Annotated in this window: 22 protein-coding genes; 12 read left to right on the plus strand and 10 right to left on the minus strand. The window is 62.3% G+C overall.

Annotation, left to right across the window (positions count from 1 at the left end; all coding sequences use genetic code 11):
• Window positions 1-13 precede the first annotated feature (13 nt).
• Window positions 14-1036: a GDP-mannose 4,6-dehydratase gene (gene gmd / locus KDL09_RS06585; RefSeq protein WP_294382940.1), complete on the minus strand. Its 1023-nt coding sequence runs from the start codon at window positions 1034-1036 to the stop codon at window positions 14-16.
• A gap of 132 nt (window positions 1037-1168) precedes the next feature.
• On the opposite strand from gmd, the gene KDL09_RS06590 reads away from it, so the two are divergent.
• The 3 genes from KDL09_RS06590 to KDL09_RS06600 all read left to right on the plus strand — a co-directional run bounded on the left by KDL09_RS06590 (window position 1169) and on the right by KDL09_RS06600 (window position 2354).
• On the plus strand, window positions 1169-1372 hold the full coding sequence (locus KDL09_RS06590; RefSeq protein ID WP_294382942.1) for a DNA-directed RNA polymerase subunit omega: 204 nt from the start codon (window positions 1169-1171) through the stop codon (window positions 1370-1372).
• 109 nt (window positions 1373-1481) lie between these two features.
• On the plus strand, window positions 1482-1973 hold the full coding sequence (gene smpB, locus KDL09_RS06595) for an SsrA-binding protein SmpB (protein ID WP_294382944.1): 492 nt from the start codon (window positions 1482-1484) through the stop codon (window positions 1971-1973).
• 15 nt (window positions 1974-1988) lie between these two features.
• Complete coding sequence (locus tag KDL09_RS06600; RefSeq protein WP_294382946.1) at window positions 1989-2354, plus strand: hypothetical protein; 366 nt, start codon at window positions 1989-1991, stop codon at window positions 2352-2354.
• 459 nt (window positions 2355-2813) lie between these two features.
• On the opposite strand, the gene KDL09_RS06605 is transcribed toward KDL09_RS06600, so the two are convergent.
• Window positions 2814-5426, minus strand: coding sequence for a serine/threonine-protein kinase (locus tag KDL09_RS06605; RefSeq protein ID WP_294382947.1), 2613 nt, complete (start codon window positions 5424-5426; stop codon window positions 2814-2816).
• 100 nt (window positions 5427-5526) lie between these two features.
• Between KDL09_RS06605 and KDL09_RS06610 the strand changes: the two genes are divergently transcribed.
• Window positions 5527-6567, plus strand: a complete 1041-nt coding sequence (locus KDL09_RS06610; RefSeq protein ID WP_294382949.1) for an aldo/keto reductase — start codon at window positions 5527-5529, stop codon at window positions 6565-6567.
• A gap of 4 nt (window positions 6568-6571) precedes the next feature.
• On the opposite strand, the gene KDL09_RS06615 is transcribed toward KDL09_RS06610, so the two are convergent.
• Genes KDL09_RS06615 through KDL09_RS06625 form a run of 3 tightly spaced genes read right to left on the minus strand, consistent with a single transcriptional unit; the run spans window position 6572 to window position 10005 of the window.
• Complete coding sequence (locus tag KDL09_RS06615; RefSeq protein WP_294382950.1) at window positions 6572-7663, minus strand: sialidase; 1092 nt, start codon at window positions 7661-7663, stop codon at window positions 6572-6574.
• 12 nt (window positions 7664-7675) lie between these two features.
• On the minus strand, window positions 7676-9334 hold the full coding sequence (locus tag KDL09_RS06620) for a hypothetical protein (RefSeq protein WP_294382952.1): 1659 nt from the start codon (window positions 9332-9334) through the stop codon (window positions 7676-7678).
• A gap of 8 nt (window positions 9335-9342) precedes the next feature.
• Window positions 9343-10005: a DUF1080 domain-containing protein gene (locus KDL09_RS06625; protein ID WP_294382953.1), complete on the minus strand. Its 663-nt coding sequence runs from the start codon at window positions 10003-10005 to the stop codon at window positions 9343-9345.
• A 66-nt stretch (window positions 10006-10071) separates the two neighbouring features.
• Between KDL09_RS06625 and KDL09_RS06630 the strand changes: the two genes are divergently transcribed.
• From KDL09_RS06630 to KDL09_RS06665, 8 genes are read left to right on the plus strand one after another with little or no spacing between them, the layout of a single operon-like run.
• The gene (locus KDL09_RS06630) at window positions 10072-10584 is read left to right on the plus strand and encodes a gluconokinase (RefSeq protein ID WP_294382955.1); all 513 of its coding nucleotides are present in this window, start codon (window positions 10072-10074) and stop codon (window positions 10582-10584) included.
• Window positions 10581-13409, plus strand: coding sequence for a PD-(D/E)XK nuclease family protein (locus KDL09_RS06635; protein WP_294382957.1), 2829 nt, complete (start codon window positions 10581-10583; stop codon window positions 13407-13409). Before KDL09_RS06630 ends, KDL09_RS06635 begins: the two co-directional genes overlap by 4 nt.
• 34 nt (window positions 13410-13443) lie before the next feature.
• Complete coding sequence (dapB, locus tag KDL09_RS06640; RefSeq protein WP_294382959.1) at window positions 13444-14181, plus strand: 4-hydroxy-tetrahydrodipicolinate reductase; 738 nt, start codon at window positions 13444-13446, stop codon at window positions 14179-14181.
• Between the two features lie 9 nt (window positions 14182-14190).
• Window positions 14191-14670: a 2-amino-4-hydroxy-6-hydroxymethyldihydropteridine diphosphokinase gene (folK, locus tag KDL09_RS06645; RefSeq protein WP_294382962.1), complete on the plus strand. Its 480-nt coding sequence runs from the start codon at window positions 14191-14193 to the stop codon at window positions 14668-14670.
• Window positions 14671-14727: 57 nt separating this feature from the next.
• Complete coding sequence (locus KDL09_RS06650) at window positions 14728-15483, plus strand: hypothetical protein (protein WP_294382964.1); 756 nt, start codon at window positions 14728-14730, stop codon at window positions 15481-15483.
• On the plus strand, window positions 15480-16988 hold the full coding sequence (locus tag KDL09_RS06655) for an NAD(P)H-hydrate dehydratase (protein WP_294382966.1): 1509 nt from the start codon (window positions 15480-15482) through the stop codon (window positions 16986-16988). The genes KDL09_RS06650 and KDL09_RS06655 overlap by 4 nt, the downstream gene beginning before the upstream one ends.
• A gap of 10 nt (window positions 16989-16998) precedes the next feature.
• Window positions 16999-17418 (plus strand): secondary thiamine-phosphate synthase enzyme YjbQ, encoded by a 420-nt coding sequence (locus KDL09_RS06660; protein WP_294382968.1) that lies wholly within the window; start codon window positions 16999-17001, stop codon window positions 17416-17418.
• 59 nt (window positions 17419-17477) lie between these two features.
• On the plus strand, window positions 17478-18149 hold the full coding sequence (locus tag KDL09_RS06665; protein ID WP_294382970.1) for a DUF1353 domain-containing protein: 672 nt from the start codon (window positions 17478-17480) through the stop codon (window positions 18147-18149).
• A 4-nt stretch (window positions 18150-18153) separates the two neighbouring features.
• Here the strand turns inward: KDL09_RS06665 and KDL09_RS06670 are convergent, their stop codons facing one another.
• The 5 genes from KDL09_RS06670 to rpmJ form a co-directional block, all read right to left on the minus strand.
• Complete coding sequence (locus KDL09_RS06670) at window positions 18154-18444, minus strand: DUF971 domain-containing protein (RefSeq protein ID WP_294382972.1); 291 nt, start codon at window positions 18442-18444, stop codon at window positions 18154-18156.
• 97 nt (window positions 18445-18541) lie between these two features.
• A complete protein-coding gene (gene rpsD / locus KDL09_RS06675; protein ID WP_294382974.1) occupies window positions 18542-19156 on the minus strand; it encodes a 30S ribosomal protein S4 in 615 nt (204 codons plus the stop codon).
• Between the two features lie 27 nt (window positions 19157-19183).
• Window positions 19184-19741, minus strand: coding sequence for a 30S ribosomal protein S11 (rpsK, locus tag KDL09_RS06680; RefSeq protein WP_345781077.1), 558 nt, complete (start codon window positions 19739-19741; stop codon window positions 19184-19186).
• A gap of 33 nt (window positions 19742-19774) precedes the next feature.
• Window positions 19775-20149 (minus strand): 30S ribosomal protein S13, encoded by a 375-nt coding sequence (gene rpsM, locus KDL09_RS06685; RefSeq protein WP_294382976.1) that lies wholly within the window; start codon window positions 20147-20149, stop codon window positions 19775-19777.
• Between the two features lie 32 nt (window positions 20150-20181).
• The gene (rpmJ, locus tag KDL09_RS06690) at window positions 20182-20295 is read right to left on the minus strand and encodes a 50S ribosomal protein L36 (RefSeq protein ID WP_294382978.1); all 114 of its coding nucleotides are present in this window, start codon (window positions 20293-20295) and stop codon (window positions 20182-20184) included.
• Between the last annotated feature and the right edge of the window lie 22 nt (window positions 20296-20317).

Below are 20317 nucleotides of genomic sequence, written 5' to 3' on the forward strand. Positions count from 1 at the left end.
AGTTGGCAGAGTCTTACGCTGCCGCCGTCGCGTTCTTCACCGCGAGTTCGTGCTGCGCCAGTTTCAGGTCCGCCTCCACCATGATCTTCACCAGTTCCTTGAACTTCACTTTCGGCTCCCAGCCCAGCTTCTTCCGCGCCTTCGCCGGATCACCGATGAGCAGGTCCACCTCCGCCGGGCGCTCGTAGCGCGCGTCGTACTTCACGTGCTTCTCCCAGTCCAGACCCAGCGCGCCGAACGTCTCCATCACGAACTCTTTCACGCTGTGCGTCTCGTTCGTCGCGATCACATAATCATCCGGCTCGTCCTGCTGGAGCATCATCCACATCATCTCCACATAGTCCTTCGCGTAGCCCCAGTCACGCTTCGCGTCCATGTTGCCGAGGAAAAGCTTGTCCTGCAGGCCCACCTTGATGCGTGTCGCCGCGCGGGTGATTTTGCGTGTTACGAAGGTCTCGCCGCGGCGTGGTGACTCGTGGTTGAAAAGAATCCCGCTGCTCGCATGCAGCCCGTAGCTCTCGCGATAGTTCACCGTCAGCCAGTGACCATACACCTTGGCGCAGGCGTAGGGGGAGCGCGGCCAGAACGGCGTCGTTTCAATCTGCGGCACCGCCTGCACCTTGCCAAACATCTCCGACGAACTCGCCTGGTAGAAGCGCACCTTGCCCACCAGACCCGTCTCGCGGATCGCCTCCAGAATTCGCTGCGTGCCCAGGCCCACGATGTCCCCCGTGCTCTCCGGGACGTCAAAAGACACCCGCACATGGCTCTGCGCACCCAGGTTGTACACCTCATCCGGCTTCAGATCGTAGAGCAGCTTCACCAGCGCCACCGAGTCCATCAGGTCGCCGTAATGCAAATGCAGCTTGTCCGAAGGCAGGTGCGAATCCGGCTGGAACAGATGCTCCAGGCGGCCCGTGTTGAAGCTCGACGCCCGGCGAATGATCCCGTGCACTTCATAGCCCTTTTCGAGCAGCAGTTCCGTGAGATACGAGCCGTCCTGTCCTGTGATGCCGGTGATGAGCGCTTTCTTCATGAGTCAAAATCGAGCGCCGATGAGACAGTACCCCCCCCGGTTTCGCAAGGGGAAATGCAGGAACATAACAGTTGCACCCCTCGCCACTCCTCTTATTCTCTGCGCCCCCAATCCCAGCCCCAATTCTTCATCATGAGAGCTGACCTCGTCGAACAAGCCGCGCAAATCATCAAAGATCCCCCCATCCTGATCAACATGGTCTCCAAGCGAGTCCGTCAGATCGCCGCTGGTCACGCAGTCCTCGTTGAGCGCCGTCCCGGCCTGCGTGAGGCCGACCTCGCCCTCCTCGAAATCATTCAGGGCAAGATCACCCTCGAAACCGTCGGCGGAGCCTGATCCGGCCGGCCACAGCCCTCTTCCTTTCAGGCTCCATGTGTCCGCCGGTCACATGGAGCCTCTTTTTTGAGCCTTCCCCGAGGCAGCCCAAGACTTGCGCACCGCCGCCGTGAGCCGCGACCCCACAGCCACGATCCGCACCACCGAGATCGCCACGAACCGCAAAGCACCGCGCGACTACCACATCCTCGAAAAATACGAGGCCGGGGTCGAACTCCGCGGCACCGAGGTCAAATCCATCCGGCTCGGCAAGCTCAACATCTCCGACGCCTTCGCCCGCGTCGAGCGCGGCCAGGTCTGGCTCTACGGCTGCGACATCCAGCAGTACGACAAGGCCAGCCACACCACCCACGAGCCGCGCCGTTCCCGCCGGCTTCTGCTGCATAAGAACGAAATCATGAAGCTCCTCGCCCAGACGCAGCAGAAGGGCCTCGCCCTCCCCGTCCTGCGCGCCTACTGGAAAGGCCCCCGCATCAAAATCGAAATCGGCGTCGGCAAAGGCAAAACCCACGGCGACCAGCGCCAGGATCTCAAAGCGAAGGCCGAAAACCGCGAAGCCGCTCGCGTCGTCGCCAGCTTCAACGACAAAAACCGACGCTAGCCCGCCTCCCCGCCCATGCCCGCCTGCCACCTCCGCCCCGAAGACAAGAAAGCCTTCATCGGCAAAGTCGGCCAGCAGCTGGTCCAAACCCACGGCAAGCGCCGCTACTACGCCCCGGACGACATCCGGCGTGCCGCTGACATCTGCGGCTACCCGGTTGACATCGTTTGCTGGGCCTACTGCTTCTTCTCCTCCCCGCAAGACTTTGCCGCCATCCACGAAGCCGCCGGCGAGGCCTGCGACTACGTCGCCATGAAGACAGAGCTCCTGACCGACCTCGCCAAGGGCGGCACCTTTGCGCTGCCCGATATTGACCTCTCCTGGCTTGAGTGGCCCGACATCGACCTCTCCGCCATCTTCGACTGGTTCGACTTCTCGTAATTCGGAATCCCGCCTCGCCGTCGCTGAACGGCACCACGAGGCTCGTGCTTCGATGGAGCGCACGCGTGCCCGCTTCGGCGTCCCGCCGAATTGCGTCTTCTGGCGTCCTTTCGCAACTCGAGAGCACGCGCCATGAATGACGCTCCGGGGCCGGTTTCCCGCGAGGACGCGGGACGCGTGCGCTCCACTTATCCTCAATTCCCTCACTCCTCGTCGCTCGCACAGAGACCCCTCGTGTCACGAGTGATCAGGGCAAACGCCCGCCAGGCGCCGCCTTACGGCGCCTGAGACAGAGGGGGCGGACAGCCGAGCCTCCCTGCCGAAGGGCCAGCGTCAGCGAGGACAGCCTGCCGATGATCTTCGTCCCCAGGCTCACGGTCAGATCGCCGCTGAGAGCCGCAGGCACGATGGCGGTGAAGCTCTGCGGCTCGACGTCCTAGGCGGACACTCCTGCCCGTTTCACTTCGCAGAACCCGCTGCCGGAGCGCCAGCTGCGCGCAGATCCTCCCCGGCGTTGTTCACCCCGAGGATCTGCCTTGCCGTGTCCTGGTTGAAGATATTGAAATTGATGACCTCAACGTCGCACACCGGGGAGTGGAGCAGGATGGCGACGCCACCCGAGGCAATCTTGCGCTCGAGATTCTGTGCCAGAAAGACCTCGTCCATCCGCCCAACCCACAAGTCACCTGACACCGCGAACTCGATGGCATGCTCGGAGCCGTCTCGCAGGGGCGGCATGGGCGATGTGTAGCGCAAAAGCGACTCGGGCTGGGCGATGTCCGGGTCCACCCACTGGATCTGGGCGGCGGCGGGGGTGATGTCGAAGCGGTAGGCCTTTCCCTCGGCCTCCACGGTTCCGTGGCGGCGCAGCAGCGGGGCGGACACGCGGCCGCCTGCCACGCGGGTGCGGAAGCGCACGCCCATGGCCTTCCATCCGGTGGGGGGGATGATGCCCCAAACCACGGGGCGCGAGGGGACGATCCAGCCGTCTTTGAACGTGACGCCCTGCACTCGCAGCGCGTCCGGCAGTTCCTTGGCATTGGCAATCGCCTTCACCCAATGGCCAGGCGGGGGTGCCTGCCCTGGAAGCAAGGATGCCACGGAGGCCGGGATGAAGGGTGCTTCCCCCGCAACGGCGGGTGTGCCGGGCGATTTCTGGGGAGGCGGGGAGGCGGCTTTTTTCGCAGGCGCGGCGGGCGCTGATGCCCCGGGGGCTGAAGAGGCACCGGGTGGGCGGGTATCTTCGCCCCTGCCGTTGATGCCGAGGAATTCCAGGACTTTCGAGGGATGGAGGGGCAGGTCCGCCACTTCCACGTCACGCACGGGTGCCTGCAGGAGGATGGAGAGGGCCCCTGAGGTGCCTGCTGCGTCTTTGAACTCTCGGGTCATGAACAGGCCATCCAGACGGCCGACAAACATGATATTGAGCCCCCCAAACTCCACGAAATGCTCGGAGCCTTCCGGCATGGACGGCAGGGGCGGAGGATAGGGGGGCGGGGACACCATGCTGCCCGTCGCGGCGTCCACAAAGCGTAGCTGCATGGAGGTGGGGGAGATGTCGAAGCGGTACCCGCGGCCCTCGTCCGTCGGCGATGGGTGGTGGCGGATGATCGGGATGGCCATGCGATTGCCGACGACCTTGGTGCGGAAGCGCACGCTCATGGACTTCCAACTTTTCTTGGGTTGCACGACCCACATGCAGGGCCGCGAAGGAATGATCCAGCCGTCCTTGAAGGTGACGCCTTGGGCGCGGAGCTCGTCCGGCAGGTCTTCGGCCCGGTTGATGACCTTCACCCACTCGCCGGGCGGAACACGCTCCAGCGTCGGCATGGGCTTGGGCGCGGAAGCTGTGGAGCTTTTCTTCTTGGGTGGGGTGCTGGGTGCCGTCGCAGGCGGAGCGGTCGCCACGCTCGCGGCGGACGCGGATGCCGTGGGGGCATGCTGCTTGCCACCGCCGAGCATCGCAAACACGCCGATGCCGACGGCGGCCACGGCACCGATGCCAAGGAACAGCGGGGCTTTGGACTTCGACGGAGGAACACCCGCCGCGGCATGGGTGGGACGGTCTGTCGTGCGCTGCTGCGGCCCTTTACCGACGGGCTTCTGCGCGGCGCTGCGCGGGCCGGGCACCTTTGCCACCTGGCTCTCAGGAACCACAGGCCGGGCAGGCGCGTCATGGAGCACGATCGGCACCGTGAGGATCACATCCAGTTCACGCCGCAACTCCATCGCGTCGCGATGACGATGCTCGCGGTCATACTGCATGGCCTTCGTGATGATCGCGTCGAAGCGACGGTCCACGCCCGGCGCGACCACGCTGGCGGGCTGCCATGCGCCGCGCGGAATCTGGCCGGTGAGCATTTGATACAGCATGACGCCAACGGCGTAGATGTCCGCGCGTCCATCGATGGCGCCTCCCAGCATGAGGGCCTCCGGCGAGACGTAGTCCGGCGTGCCCATGGCGTAACCCGTCTTGGTGAGGCCATGCGTGCCGGGCTCCTCCACCTTCGCCAGGCCGAAATCGGCGACCTTCACCTGACCCTTCATGTTGATCAGCACGTTGGCCGGCTTGATGTCGCGATGGACGATGCCCAGCTCATGCGCGGCAGCGAGCGCATCGCACACATGGGCGGTGATGGCCAGCGCGTGCTCCGGCGGCAGTTTTCCCTGCGCGGAGAGCATGTGGGAGACATCACTGCCATCGACATACTCCATGGCAAAGTAGAGCTGACCACCCAGCGTGGTGCCGAAATCGTAAACGGCCACGACGGCGGGATGATTGAGCTTGGCCATCAACCGGGCTTCGCTCTTGAAGCGCTCGGCGAAGCTGGGGTCCTCCTTTTCCACGCCAGGCGGGAGGATCTTGATCGCCACAGGACGGTCGAGATTGATCTGCACGCCACGATATACCGCGCCCATGCCACCACGGCCGAGGATCTTTTCAATCGTGTAACCTGGCATCAGCGCCTGGAGTTCCTCCGCCGTCGGCGGCTCCCAGCGCCAGTTGCCCCCGGTAGTGCGGGGCGGCGGCGAATTCGGGGACTCGGGAGCAGGAGAATGTTCTTGAGCCATGCAGGATGGCATTTACGAAACTCAATGCTTTGAGACAAGCAAGGAATCCGCCAATCGTATTCTTATTTGCCCACTGCGCCGACTGTTCTAGCATCCGCGCATGAAACGCAACCGCCTCGGCCGCTCCGGCATCGTCGTCACTGATATCTGCATGGGAACCATGACCTTCGGTCTGCAGGCCGATGAGAAGACGTCCTTTGCCATCATGGACCGTGCGATCGACGCGGGGATCGACTTCTTTGACACGGCGGAGATGTATCCGGTGCCGCCGAGCGCGGAGCTGTTTGGCGTGACGGAGCAGATCGTGGGCAAATGGCTCAAGGGCCGCACGCGCGGCGAGATCATCATCGCCAGCAAGGTCACCGGCCCCGGCCACGGCTGGTTCCGGCCGCCGATCCGCGGGGGCTTCACCGCGCTGGACCGCCGCCAGATCTTCCAGGCCTGCGAGGACAGCCTGCGCCGCTTGCAGACCGACTACATCGACCTGTATCAAACACACTGGCCGGACCACGGCATGGAGCAGGAGGAGACGCTCACGGCTTTGACGATGCTCATCGAGCAGGGCAAGATCCGCGCCTGGGGCGGCAGCAATGAGACCTGCTGGGGCGTGATGAAAAACCTCTGGGAGGCGGAGAAGCACGGCCTCGCCCGCATGGCCTCGGTGCAGAACAACTTCTCCCTCATCAACCGCCGCTGCGAGAGCGAGCTCGCGCAGGTCTGCCGCAAGGAAAACGTGAGCCTCCTGCCCTACTCCCCGCTCGGCGGCGGCGTGCTCTGTGGCAAGTACAACGGCGGCGCCCTGCCGAAAGGCGCGCGCTTCACCGATTACATCCAAAACGGCGGCCCGCGCCAGAAACGCATGGCTGCACGCTTCGTCAACGAGCGCAGCCTGGAGACCACGGCGCTCCTGCAAGTCATCGCCGCCGACCTCGGCGTGAGCGTCACCGCGCTCGCGCTGGCGTGGAGCAAGCAGCACGACTTCGTCGCCTCCACCATCGTCGGTGCCACCACCGTCGCCCAGCTTGAAGAGAGCCTCGCCGCCGCCGATCTCGTCCTCAGCGCCGAGACACTCGCCCGCATCGACGCCATCGACGAAGCGATCCCGACGCCGATGACGGAGGACGGGCTGCGGAGGCTGTAGGCCCTCACGGCTTGAGCCAGTACTCGAAGAAGCGGTAGATCTGCTCGTTCGACTCCTCGTTCGGCTCGTGCTTCTCGCGGTTTGTCATCGCGACCCGTTCTTTGCAGCCGAGGAGCAGGTTCACGGCGATGGCGTGATTGAGTGCGGCCCAGCGCTTCGGCGGATCTTCCGCGCCGCCGGAGACGAGGAAGGGACGCGGAGCCATGAGCGCGTGAAGTTCCTGCAGGTTGTGTCCTTGCTCGATGAGGGTCTTGTAAGCGCCAGTGCGCGGGCTTTCGGCGCTGACGAGACCAGGCTTGCGGGTGATCGCAGGATCGAGCCCGAGATACCACGGCTCCTGGTAGTTGATGCTGCCGCGCGTTTCATCAAAGACGATGCCGGGATCGCTCCACACGGCACAGGCATACTTGTCCCACAGGCAGGAGCCGAAGAGCGACCACTTGCCGCCATACGAGTGCCCAACGATGCCGATGCGCGTGGAATCCACCTCCGGCAGCGAGGCGAGCGCCTGCCACATGTTCGCGCTGATGTAACCGAGATACGAGAGTGGCTGACACTTTGCGCCGTCGCACAAGACCGGCTTGCGCGCATCGCCGCCGGGCGAGCCGATCGACAGCGTGACGAAACCACGCCGCGCGAGCTGCCACGCAAAGTCACGCAGTGGCTTTTCACTCAATCCAGCGCTCGTTTCGGGATCGTAGTAGGGCACGAACACGGCGGGACGCTTCCCTTCTGCCGCAGGCAGCAGCAGATAGCCGTCTCCTGTTTGTCCCGGCGCGATCTCGACGCGCACCTTCCGCTGCGCGATGCCGCCGTCGCGTGTCGTTGTCTCCAGGATCTCGATCTTCGGCGTTTCGAGGAGCTTCGGCCATGCGCCCATGATCGCATGCCAGTCGGCGAGGATTTCCGTGCGGCGCTTGTTCCAATCGTCCGCACTCGTCACCTTGCGGCCATCATTAAAAACCAAGGGCGATTTCCCGGGTGACAACTGACCGGCGAATTCCGCAGGCACCTGCGTGAAGGGCAGCTCAGCCGCCGCATGGAGGACGAAGAGCGAGGAGAACAGAGCGCCAAGAGCCAGGGGTCGGAAGTGCATGAGGTTGGTACCTCAAGAACGCTGCTTCCGGGGCAATCCATTCTCACGAAGATGCTCACGCAGCACTCTCACGACCTCCTGCACCACTTCGGGACGCTCCACACAACCGTGCCAGTAGGGCACGATGCGCTCGGATGCTGCACTGTCGAGATGCGAGCTTTGATAAGGCACCACGCCGTCCGTGCTGGCAGGAGTGTTGTTTTTGCCGAGGTCGCCGATGATGGAGTGATGCGTCACCGGAATCGGCACTGCGTTCAATCCCTGGTAGTAGGGGTGTTTGTCGGACAGCATGCCAATGCTGAGCAGACCAAACACGCCCCAGTCGCGAATCTGTGGCGAGAGAGCGTCGGAATTGCCGGCGAGAATCTGCTGGGACAACATCAGCGTGTCCAGCGGCAGGCGGATCAGCGAAGTGAGACGGCGGACGATACCAGTGCTTGCGACAGCACTTCCGCGGTGTGGCGTGGCAATGAACACCAGACGCTGAATCTCCGGCTGCGGCTTGAACATCAGATTGTTAGTCAGCCGCTGCCGGACGCTGTCGGAGACCTCCAGTTCCTGCGGCGGCCTTCTCAGCAGTGCATTCCACAGTTTGTCGCCCGGATCGATGACCTGCATGCGGCTGAGCAGCCCGCCCATGCTGTGTCCCACCAACACCATTTTTTTCATTCCTGGATCGTCGCGCTCAGGGTCGAAGAACTCCCGCGCCTCACGCAGCGATTCGCGCAGCTTCTCAGAAGACTGCGGAATGCCAATGGCGGTAGGATACAGGAAGTACCAAGGCTGGTAGGCGGCTCGCAGCTCGGGATCTGTGTTGATGGCATTGATGGCGTTCAGCCAGATGTGGGGATCCGACATGAGGCCATGAACAAAAACCACCGGTATGCGCTTTGGGTCATACACATCCATCGTGTAAAGCTGACAGTCGGCCAGGGTGCGTTCCGGGAAGAGCAGACCCAGCCAGGAGAACAGACCCAGCGATTTCTTCGACAGCGCGAGCTGCTTGGAGGCGGTGAAGTTCGCGGCAAGCTGCCGTTCATCCCCCTGCACCTTCACGGTGTCCACATTCAAGGCATTGAGCAGATGAAGACGGCAGCGTCTCGGACTCGAACTGTCCGTGTCTTTCTCCAGTTCCATCACGGCGGTGAGCGTGAGATTGCCACCGTTCGGCGGGAGGAAGGGTTCCTTTTGTCTCGTCTGGCTGGTGTTGCGAACGTGGCCGACGAGCGGAATGCCAATGCCGGGCCGCTGAGCGAGCGTGTCGGCCACGCGCGGCTTCATGCGCGCCGGAAGAATGAGCTGGTCGATCTCCGAAGGCGGCACCTCGCGGGTTGGATTGGTCCGGAGATCGAACTCGATCTGGAATGAGCGTTTCTTCGAGGCAAACACGGTGCCCGTCTGCCAGTAATGCGGGCTCTGATGGTCATCCCATTCCCGTAGAAAGGTGGCAAGCGCCTGCTCATACCGGTCCTGCGCCTTACGCCGTTCGGCGATCCTTCCATGCTGCATGCCATCCCAGCCTGCGGCCAGATCATCCAGCAGGCCGGCCATATGGCGCTTCTCGCGATCAGTCAGCACCGTCTCCGTGCGGTGCACCTGCGTGCGCAGCACCGAAGTGCAGGCCATCAGGTTGCTGCAGGCCACGACGGCCAGCACTCGCATCGTGACCATGGAACGCATCACTTCTTCTCCGTGACCGGCGTGAGCTTCACGTTCCGAATCGCCGAGGTGGTGTTGAACGTGGTGAGCGAGAGCGGCAGATAGCTCTCCATAGGACCGGGACGTACGCTGATCTTCTTGCCCTCGATGTCCTCGTCAATGATCTGCTTGTCACCGAGCCACACGCTGAGGTTCGTGGGCGTCACACGCAGCTTGATCGCATACCATTCGTCGTCCTTGTAGCGCTGGTAGCTGGAGGTGTTGTTGTCGCTGGCGTCGAAGCCGTCGATGGAGGAGATGCCCGTCACGCTGCCGCCCCAGCCGCCGCAGATCAGCGTGGCGCAGTGTTTGAGATCGCCCACGGGAAAGGTCAGCCCCACGAAGAAGTCCACCCCTTGCAGCCGCTTGGCTTCCAGCGTGATCTCGTAGTTGGTCGTTGGCAGTGTGTCCGCTTTCTTGTAAATGGCACCGCTCACATTCTCGCCCTGATTGATGATCATCAACCCGCCTTCCATTTCCACCACGCCGCTGCCGCCGACGTCCACGGACTCCCAGTCGTCGAGCGATTTGCCGTTGAAGAGCACGAACTCCTTCGGAGCCTCCGGTGCGGCTGCGGGTTTGTCTTCAGCGGCGGCAAAGGCGGTGCCGAGCACCAGGAGAGCGGTCAAAGTCGGGTGTTTCATGGCTTTGGCGCGCATCCTCAGCGTGGCATGCCCCACGGTCAAGCCTCACCACCATCCCCTTCCCTCATGCTGAATCCCGATTTGAAAACCATCATCGTCATGGGCGTCTCCGGCTGCGGAAAGTCCGTCGTCGGCAGTCTGCTTGCCGCGAAACTCGACGGAGTCTTCGAGGACGGTGACGACTTTCATCCGCCCGCGAACAAGACCAAGATGTCCTCCGGCACGCCGCTGAACGACGATGACCGCTGGCCCTGGTATGCCGTGCTGCGCCAGCGCATCGAAGACATGCGCCACGCCACGCCCGTCTATGTGCTCGCCTGCTCCGCCCTCAAGCCCATCTATCGCGACAAGCTGCGCGCCCACGACAATCCGGAGACGCTGCGTTTCGTTTTGCTCGACGGCACGCAAGAACTCATCGCCTCCCGCCTGGCGGCACGCAAAGGCCACTTCATGCCGCCGAGCCTGCTCGCAAGCCAGCTCGCCACGCTGGAGCCCACGCCCGACGTCATCCGCATCTCGATTGACCAAACGCCGGAACAGATCGTGGACGCCATCCTGCATCAGCTCGAACGCGCATGAGCTCGAACGTCCAGCGGCTGTTCTGGAGCTGGGATTCCCCCGTCCTCGACAGAGCGGTGGAGTTTCTCTGCCGCGGCTGGGATTCAACCCGTGCGCTCGACCTCAGCCGTTCGCTGCTTCTGGTGCCGAACGGCGAAGCCGGCCGACGTCTGCGTGAAGCGCTGGCTCAGGCGGCAAACCAGACAGGCACCGCCGCCATCGTGCCGCATCTCTGGCTGCCTGAGCAGGCTCTTCTGCCACAATCACGACGCTTCGAAGCCGCCACGCCGCTGCAATCGCAGATGGCCTGGCAGCGTGCGCTGGAACGCATTGCCATCGACTCACTCACCGCGCTGTTTCCCAAGCTGCCCGCCGAGCGCGGCTGGGGCTGGCACGCTGAGACCGCGCGCATGCTGGCGGAATTGAAGATGCTGCTTGGCACCGGCGGACTCACCTTTGCCGCCACTGCAAACCTGCCCGCCGTGCAACGCGATGCCGCGCGCTGGCACGACCTCGCCAAGATTGAACGCGCGTATTTCGAAGAGCTTGCCCACGCGAACGTCTCGGATGCGCAGATGCTCAAGCGCCGCCACGCGCACACCCCGGTGCTGCCGGAAGAGGTGGAGCGCATCGTCGTCCTTGCATCGCCTGACCTTCCTCCATTGCTCGACGAATGGATTGCCGCCTGCGCGAAGCGCGGCTTGCAGGTGATCATCGCCGTGCATGCGCCTTCATCGCTGGAACACACGTTCGACTCCTGCGGCCGTCCTTTGACTGAGTACTGGGGCGAAGACGCCGGCAACAGCCTGCCCATCCAGGACCGGCAGATTCACGTCACGCGTGATCCTTCCGCCCAAGCGGCAACGACGCTCGGTCTCATGCGCGAGCTCGTTCCCCACGGGCGCACCGCTCTCGGTGTGTGCGACGCCGAGGTCGGCAGCCTCATCCTTGAAAAGCTCACGCTCGAAGACACCCGTAGTTTCGAACCCGGCGGCATTCCGGTGCAGCGCGAGGGCCTGTGGCATGTGCTCGACTGCTTCCGCGTGCTGCTCGGTTCGGGATCATGGAAGGCCTTCGCAGCGCTGCTGCGCATTGAAGAATTTCGCAGCGTCATCATCCCTGCGAATGAGAGCACCGCCGCCCTGCTGCGCCAAACCGATGATTTCACCAGCGACCATCTTCCGGTCACCCTTCCTCATGCGTTGGAGCTTCCCCTTGCAGACTATCCTGCTTTGCAGCCTGCCGTTGAGAATACGCTCGAACTCTTGCAATCGCTGCGCCGCCTTTCGCCGGCCAAAGCCGCGCGCATGCTGATCCTCAAGCTGCTCGGTGAGCGCACCTTCAATCCTGAAGCGCCCGGCCATCGCGAACGCACGGAACTGGCCACCGAATGGTTGCGCATCGCCGAAGAACTTGAGCTGGAAGCCCGGCGTTTCGGTTTGAAGCCCCGGGCCGAGGACGCCTTCGCGCTCTCGCTCGAATGCCTCGCGCAGAGCCGGCTGGCCGAACCGCGTGGTGACATCGACCTCGTGCTGCAGGGCTGGCTCGAACTGCTCTGGGAGCGGTCCCCCAACCTGATCGTCTCAGGTCTCAATGAAGAGCATGTGCCCGGCATTTTCATCAGCCACCCCTTCCTGCCGGATGGCATGCGCGCGGCGCTGAACCTGCCATGTCAAAACACCCGCTTCGCCCGTGACGCCTTCATCCTCGCGGCACTTTCGCATCAGCGTCTCGGCGAGCGTGGGCACCTGCAACTGCTCTGCGGTCAGTGGAGCGAGGACGGCGATGCACTGCGGCCCTCCCGCCTCTTGTTTTTGTGCGATGACAAAGCCCTGCCTCAGCGCGTGGCACATCTGTTTCCGAAGGAGGAAGATCAGCAGGTCGAATCCGAACCGCCGCGCTCGCTCGCGTGGACGTTGAAGCCGGACTGGATCTCGAAGCCCGTCGAGTCCATTTCACCTTCGCGCCTGCGTGAGTATTTGAACTGTCCTTTCCGCTTTTACCTCACTCATGGCAAGGGCATGAACGCGGTCGAGACCGGCAAACGCGAACTCGATGCCGCGGAGTTCGGCCAGATCATCCATCACGCGTTTCACCAACTCTTCCAGGACTCGGAGATGCGCGAGAGCACGCATCCTGCAAAGATCGCCGACTGCCTCGAAGCCGCCGCCCGCGACTACGTGCACAAACAGTATGGCCAGCGCCCTGCGCCGCTCATCACCCTGCAATTGGAAAGCATCCTGCAACGACTGCGCCATGCGGCAGGGATTGAGGCCACCAATCGCCAGAAGGGCTGGCAGTGCCTCGATGCGGAACTGCAAATTGGCGGCAAGGACGACGCCTCGCCCTTCCTGATCGCTGATGCTCGTTTGTCAGGCCGCATCGACCGCGTCGAGCAGCATACCGACGGCACGCTGCGCATCGTCGATTTCAAAACATCCGACAAACCGCGCCAGCCGCATGAGGCCCATGTCAAAATCATCACCGCACGCACCAAGCTCGCCGAAGCAGACGAGTGGCGATGCTTTGATCTGTCCGAAGGAAAACGCGGCATGTGGCTGGACCTGCAACTGCCTCTCTATGCCGCCGCCATGAAGCAGCGTGGCCGGAATGTCAGCAGCGTGGCCTATTTCACCCTGCCAAAGAGCATTCAGGACACCGAGATCCTAGAATGGAAAGGCTTTGATGAAGCGCTGATCGCATCCGCCCTCGACTGCGCCGCCGAGGCCGTGCAGCGCATCCGGGCCGGCCGGTTCTGGCCGCCTGCGGAACGCCCCCCGAACAGCACCTTCGACGAGATCCTCCTGCACGACCCGCTTCACAGCGTCCAGCCACCTCTTGCATAACTCCGGCGCCCCGTTTATCAGCCAGTTCAATTCTATGTCCGACCTCAAACTTCTCATCACCGGCTGCAAAGGCCGCATGGGCCAGGCCATCATCCGCGCCGCCGAATCCCAGAACGTCACCGTCGCCTCCACGATCGACATGGGTGACGCCCTTTCCCCTGCCCTCGCCAAGGCCGACACCGTGATCGACTTCACCTCGCACCACTTCTGCGACGAACTGCTCGGCGAGTGCCTCAAGCAGAACAAGAGCATGGTCATCGGCACCACCGGTCACACGAACGAACAGCTCACCGCCATCCGCGAAGCTTCCAAGACACTGCCGATCGTCTTCGCGTCCAACTACAGCGTCGGCGTCAACACGCTGTTCTGGCTCACCCGCAAGGCCACGGAACTGCTCGGACCCGATTTCGATCTCGAAGTCGTCGAAATGCACCATCGCATGAAGAAGGACTCGCCCAGTGGCACCGCACGCACGCTCGTCGAAATCCTCGCCGACGTGCGCGGCCTCGAATACGACAAGGACTGCCGCCACGGCCGCTTCGGCGATGTGGGTGCCCGCACTCCGAAGGAAATCGGCGTCCACGCCATCCGCGGCGGCGACGTCGTGGGTGATCACACCGTTATCTTCGCCAATGTGGGCGAGCGCGTCGAACTCACGCACAAGGCCAGCAGCCGTGACACCTTCGCCAACGGTTCCGTCCGCGCCGCCCGCTGGCTCGTGGGCAAGCCCGCGGGCCTGTACAACATGCAGGATGTGTTGGGACTGAAATAATCGCCACCCATGCGTTTCGGAATCGCTCTCGGCTCGAATCTCGGTGATCGCGCCGAAAACATCCGGCGCGGGATCGAACTGCTGCTTGCCCGCGTCCCGGGAGTCAGACTCAGTGCCAGCGCCCCGGTTTATGAAACGGAGCCGGTCGATTGCGCGCCGGGCACGCAGGCGTTTTTGAACACGGTGATCGAAGTCGAAGCGGACAGCCTGCCTCATGAGCTTCACGCCCACCTCAAGGCGGTAGAACAGGCGCTCGGCAGACCGGAAAAGCGCGAGCGCAACTCACCACGCACGCTCGATCTCGATCTGCTCTACGCAGACGAGGTCGTCAGCGACGATCCCGATCTCATCCTGCCCCATCCCCGGCTTCACCTGCGCCACTTCGTGCTTCAACCGCTCGCCGACATCCGGCCGGACCTGCGGCTTCCCAGCTTGCAACACTCGGTGGCCGGATTGCTGGCTCAGTTGGAACCCAAACACGGTTCCTGACGCATAACCAGCAGTTACGCGCTTGTCCCCGGGTTAAAGCAATGCTTCTTGGAAGCCATGACTGACGCCCCGCCAACTGCCGCCGATTCTGGACGCTGGATTCGTTTCGCGCTCGTCATGCTGCCGATCGGAACGATCCTGCTGGGCATCGCCTCGTTTGGTATCTGGCAGTATAAAAAGGATCAGGCGGCGGACCGCTCGTTCAAATATGCGCTGGCACTGCGACGTCCGATCAGCCTCGATGGCATCCAGCGGCATGCGGACGTTTTGCGTGAGGCTTTGAGCAAACCCGACCGCGACCTGAGCATCCCGGGTTACCTCGAATCGACAATGGGCGCGGAAAACATGGGCTACACAGTGCGGCGCATGCGCTTCGGCAACGATCAGTCAAACATCGACGCCGAACTCACCGGCAAAACGCGGCCGCGTGAGATTGTGATGGCGCTGGCACTTTACGACGGAGATCCTCTGCGATTTGTCAGAACCTCCAATGCCATCGCAGAACTGCTGAGCATCGCTCATGAGGTCACAGGAGAATCCGTGGCTCGCGGACTGCGCTTTGCCGTCATTCCCAACACGGCTGAAGCGCTGCAGCATTTGCAGGAAGGCATGCGCCATGATGGTGAGCATTTGATGCATTTGTTTGTCCTTGGCGCACCAGACGTCAACACGATGGCACGGATCAATGGAGTGGAGACGAAGGTTCAGGGCACCCGAGTTGTCACCCGCCCAGCCACCGCGTCACCTCAGGAAACCCTGCAGTCCGCTCACGAACTCAAAACACTGCTGCTGCACGCGGCTGAAAGACCATGATCGTCACCTGCCGACAGATGCAGCAATGCGAGGAAGCCGCGTTCGCCCGCGGTGTAAGCGCGGCGGCGCTCATGGATGCAGCCGGACGCGGCATCGCGAACGTGGTGAGGCAGTTCGCACCACGCCCCGGTTCACTGGTGCTGTTTCTTGGCAAAGGAAACAATGCAGGCGACGCGCTCGTGGCTGCGCACGAACTCACCGTGGACGGCTGGAAGATCCACGCCAGGCTGTGCTGCGAGCCTGCGGCGATGAAGGAACTGCCGCGCAAGCATCTGGCGCTTCTCCGCAGCCATGTGCGCATCATTGAGGATGCGACGACGTTCGACTTCGAGCCGGGACCGCTTGTAAGCCTCGATGGCCTGCTGGGCATCGGCGCCCAAGGGCCGATGAAGCCCGAGCTGCAGGCGCTCGCACGGGAAATGAACACGCTGCGCACCCAGCGGCATGCGCTGACGATCGCGATGGATATTCCCTCCGGGCTCGATGGCGACAACGGCCGCGCCTTTGAAGATGCCGTGGAGGCCGATGTGACCGCCGTGGTGGCGCAGATCAAACGAGGACTGCTCGAAGACGAGGCAGATCATTTCGTGGGGCGCATCGCCTTGGTGCCGCTGCGCGAATTGTCGGACTGTGAGGGCGACGCCTCGGCGCAGGCACTCACCCCTGCCCTTTTGCGCTCCTGGCTGCCGCGCCGGGCCAATGAAATGCACAAAGGTGATGCCGGTCGTATCGGAATCATCGCCGGATCACGCGGATTTCTCGGTGCGGCAGAGCTCGCCTGCTGCGGAGCGCTGCGTGCCGGAGCGGGATTGGTCACATTGCTGGTGAAGGAGGATGTTTACCCGCTCATGGCCGCGCGTGTGCCCGCCGAGGTGATGGTGAAGCCGGTGGACGACTATCGCGACATCTTGGAGGAGATGCGCTTCGACGCGCTCGCCGTTGGTCCAGGCCTTGGCTTTGATCATGAGAAGGAAGTTCTCGAAGTCCTCCGACAGACAAAGACTCCGACGGTCGTCGATGCGGATGCTCTGACCATGCTCGCTCAGCACCCCGAGGTCTTGGACAAAATCGGCAAGCTTCCACGCCTCATGACCCCTCATCCCGGCGAACTGGACCGCCTGCTGCGCAATTTCCCCGGCTGGCATGGACTGAGCAGGCCGAGAGTCGTCGAGGCGCTGACCGAGAAGGCTCCGGGACGCACGCTGCTGCTCAAAGGCGCGCGCACCGTCATCGCTACTCATGGCCAGCCAACGCTGTTCAACACCACAGGGCATCCCGGCATGGCCAGCGGCGGCATGGGCGATGTTTTGACCGGCGTCTGCGCGGCACTGGCTGCTCGTGGCATTTCCCTCCACCAGAGCGCCGGACTGGGCGCCTGGCTGTGCGGTCGCGCGGCAGAAATCTGTGCCTCACAGCAACGCATCGCAGTGGAGTCCGTTTGCGCGAGTGATGTCACCACGCATCTGGGCGGTGCCCTGCTTGATTTGAAGGAAGGACGCTTCTAAAGCAGTTCGCATGGCCGCACACGCTGACAGCTTTTCCATCCCGACCCGGGGCAAGGGAACCTACGAGATCACCGAACACTGCCAGCAGATCATTCGCTCCAGCCAGATCCGCACCGGAACAGCCACCGTATTTGTCCAGCACACGAGCGCGAGTCTGGTCATCTACGAAAACGCCGATCCCTCCGCCCGCACGGACCTGCACAGCTTCTTCGATCATCTGGTGCCCGAGGAAACTCCTTATTTCGTTCACACTCACGAAGGCCCCGATGACATGCCAAGCCATCTGCGCATGGCATTGACGCGCACGTCAGAAGTCATTCCCGTGGTGAATGGAAGACTCGCGCTCGGCACGTGGCAGGGAATTTTTCTCTTCGAACACCGTCGAGCACCGCACACACGGAGCATCGTTGTCAGCGTGGTGGGTGAATGAAGCAGGCCGCCGACGAAGGTTTGACTTCGATGAACGGAGTTTCTTATGTTCTTACCGTCATGCACCCCGTTCTGCTCCTCATCCTTGCCTTGTCATTGAGCTCCTGTGCCGCGAACCGCTTTTACGAGAAAGTCGACGGTTCGGGCGTCATCGTCGGCCGGCCCTGCATCGAATGGAAACAGCCGGACAAGTTTGTGTATGCGCGAAGCAAAAATCCGGAGTTCTCGGTCAAACGCCCGAACGGCGAAATCATCAAGCCCGGCAGCATCGAGACGGACGGTGGCAGCATTCCGCGTCTGCTTTGGTCACAGAGGGACTTTTCACCTTGGACCTATGCACCGGCCTATCTGATCCATGACTGGATGTATGAGGCCCACCGGCGCAAAGTTCCTGCCGGCATTGATGCCGATGGTCATGCCATTTACTACACCAAAGATCAGGCCGACTGGATCATGGCGGAGGTCATCAAGGCACAGATGGAAAAGCCCGGCCAGTTCCAAACCAAGCGGTCCAGAAGCCACCTGCGGAAGATCTACTGGGCTGTCAGCAAATTTGGCAAGACCGCATGGAACGGAGAAGCGCACCCGGTCGAAGAAGAAACCTCTTCCACACTCATCACGGACACATTGAAAAACCTCCCGCTGCTGCCAGTGCTCGACTCAATCAAGAACGAACTGACACCGGTACCTGCCAAACCGGCCATGAATGGTTCGCGAACTCATCAGGAGTGATCGGTCACCCAAGCGCTTTCAGATAGTCAAACGTGTACAGACCGGTGTTGTGCCCGTCGCTGAAATCGAACTGAATCGCGTAACCGCCGACCATGCGCCAGTCCTTCACCGTGACCCCAGGAAACTCCGTCTGCGTGGTGCCCCCGATCTTGTTACCAACGAGATCGCGTTCGCCGGTGTTCTCGGCGCTGGGTGACGCGGCACGGAGTTTTTCCATGGAGATGTACTGCTCCGTGCCATCGTTCCAAACGAGGGCGACTTCGGTGCCGATGAGTTCGAGGCGGGTGGGATGCATGGAATGACGGAATCAGAATGACGAAGATCGGCCCAAAAGCAAAAGGGACGCTCGAAAGCGTCCCTTTTGGATAATTTCGGACTGAATCCGGAAAGGATTAGCGGGAGTAGAGTTCGACGACGAGCTGCTCGTTGGCGATCGGGTTGATCTCCTCGCGAACCGGGGGACGATTCACGACGCCGCTCATCTTATCACGATCCACAGTCATCCAGTCGGAAGCAGGCGTGCCCTGAGTCATTTCGAGGAAACGACCAACAAGCTGCTGGCTGCGCTGGCTGCTGGCGCGGGCGGCGACGACGTCACCGGGTTTCACCTGATAGCTGGCGATGTTGACCACCTTGCCATTCACCGTGATGTGACGATGGCTGACAAGCTGGCGTGAGGCGAAACGGGTGTTGGCGAAGCCCATGCGGTACACGACGTTGTCGAGGCGCAGTTCGAGCATCTGCAGGAGGTTTTCACCGGTCACACCCTTGCGGCGCTGGGCTTCGGCGAAGAAACGGCGGAACTGCTTCTCCATGAGGCCGTACTGCAAACGGAGCTTCTGCTTTTCAGCGAGGGCGGTACCGTATTCGGACATCTTGCGGCGGGTGTTGCGAGCACCATGCTGCCCCGGCGGGAAGTTGCGGGTTTCGAGAGCTTTGGAAGGGCCGAAAAGCGCGACGCCAAAGCGGCGGTTGATCTTTTCGCGGGGACCGGTGTAGCGAGCCATAGTGAGTGGGTAAAAGGGGCTGAAAAATTAAACGCGACGGGCTTTGGGCGGACGGCAGCCGTTGTGTGGCACCGGAGTCACATCCTTGATGACGTTCACTTCGACACCGAGGGCCTGCACGGCACGAACGGCGGACTCACGGCCGGAGCCAGGACCACGGAGACGGACTTCAGCCTCACGAAGGCCATGTCCCATCGCCTGACGGCAGGCATCCTGAGCCACAACCTGGGCGGCGTAGGCGGTGCCTTTGCGGGAACCACGGAAACCCATCTTGCCAGCGGTGGACCAACCGATCACGCCGCCATTGCGGTCAGTGATGGTGACGATGGTGTTGTTGAAGGTGGCGTAAACGTGGACGATGCCGGCGGAGACGTTCTTGGAACCCTTGGCCTTGACGACCTTCTGTTCGGCGGCTTCACCACCGATTTCGAGCCAGACGCTCTGGGAGACCTGCTTGTCACCACTGGTGGATGGACGCTGCTCCGCAGCAGGTGCGGCGGGGGCGGGGGCGGGAGTGGCAGGAGCAGGTGCGGCAGCAGCGGGAGCTTCTGCGGCAGGTGCGGTTGGGGTCGTTTCGTCAGCCATGATGTGTAGAGCGGATCTTTGCTAGAATTCAGATTACTTCGCCTTCTGCGCGCCGACGGTCTTACGCGGACCTTTGCGAGTGCGGGCGTTGGTGTGGGTGCGCTGACCGCGGACCGGCAGACCACGACGATGGCGATGGGCACGGTAGCAGTTGATGCCAAGAATGCGCTTCATGTGCATCTGCAGTTCACGGCGAAGGTCGCCTTCGATCGGAATCTTCATCGCCTGCACGGTCTGCGTGATCGCGGCGATCTGTTCATCACTCAGCTCACCCGCACGAATGTTCGGGTCAATGTTGGTGGCGGCAAGAATCTTGCGGCTGACCGAAAGCCCGATGCCATAAACATAAGGCAGCGAATATTCGATTTTCTTTTCGTTCGGGATTTCGACTCCAAGCAGACGGGCCATAATTCAGTGAGGTAGGATGGGGAAAAATTGGATCAACCCTGCTTCTGTTTGTGACGTGGGTTCTTGCAGACAACACGGACAACACCTTTGCGGCGGATAACACGGCAAAGTTCGCAGAGGGGTTTAACAGAGGTACGGACGCGCATACAGAGTAGTAAAAAGGGGTTG

Origin of the sequence: Prosthecobacter sp., assembly GCF_020439865.1 — a bacterium.
In the GTDB taxonomy this organism is placed as follows: Bacteria; Verrucomicrobiota; Verrucomicrobiia; order Verrucomicrobiales; family Verrucomicrobiaceae; genus Prosthecobacter.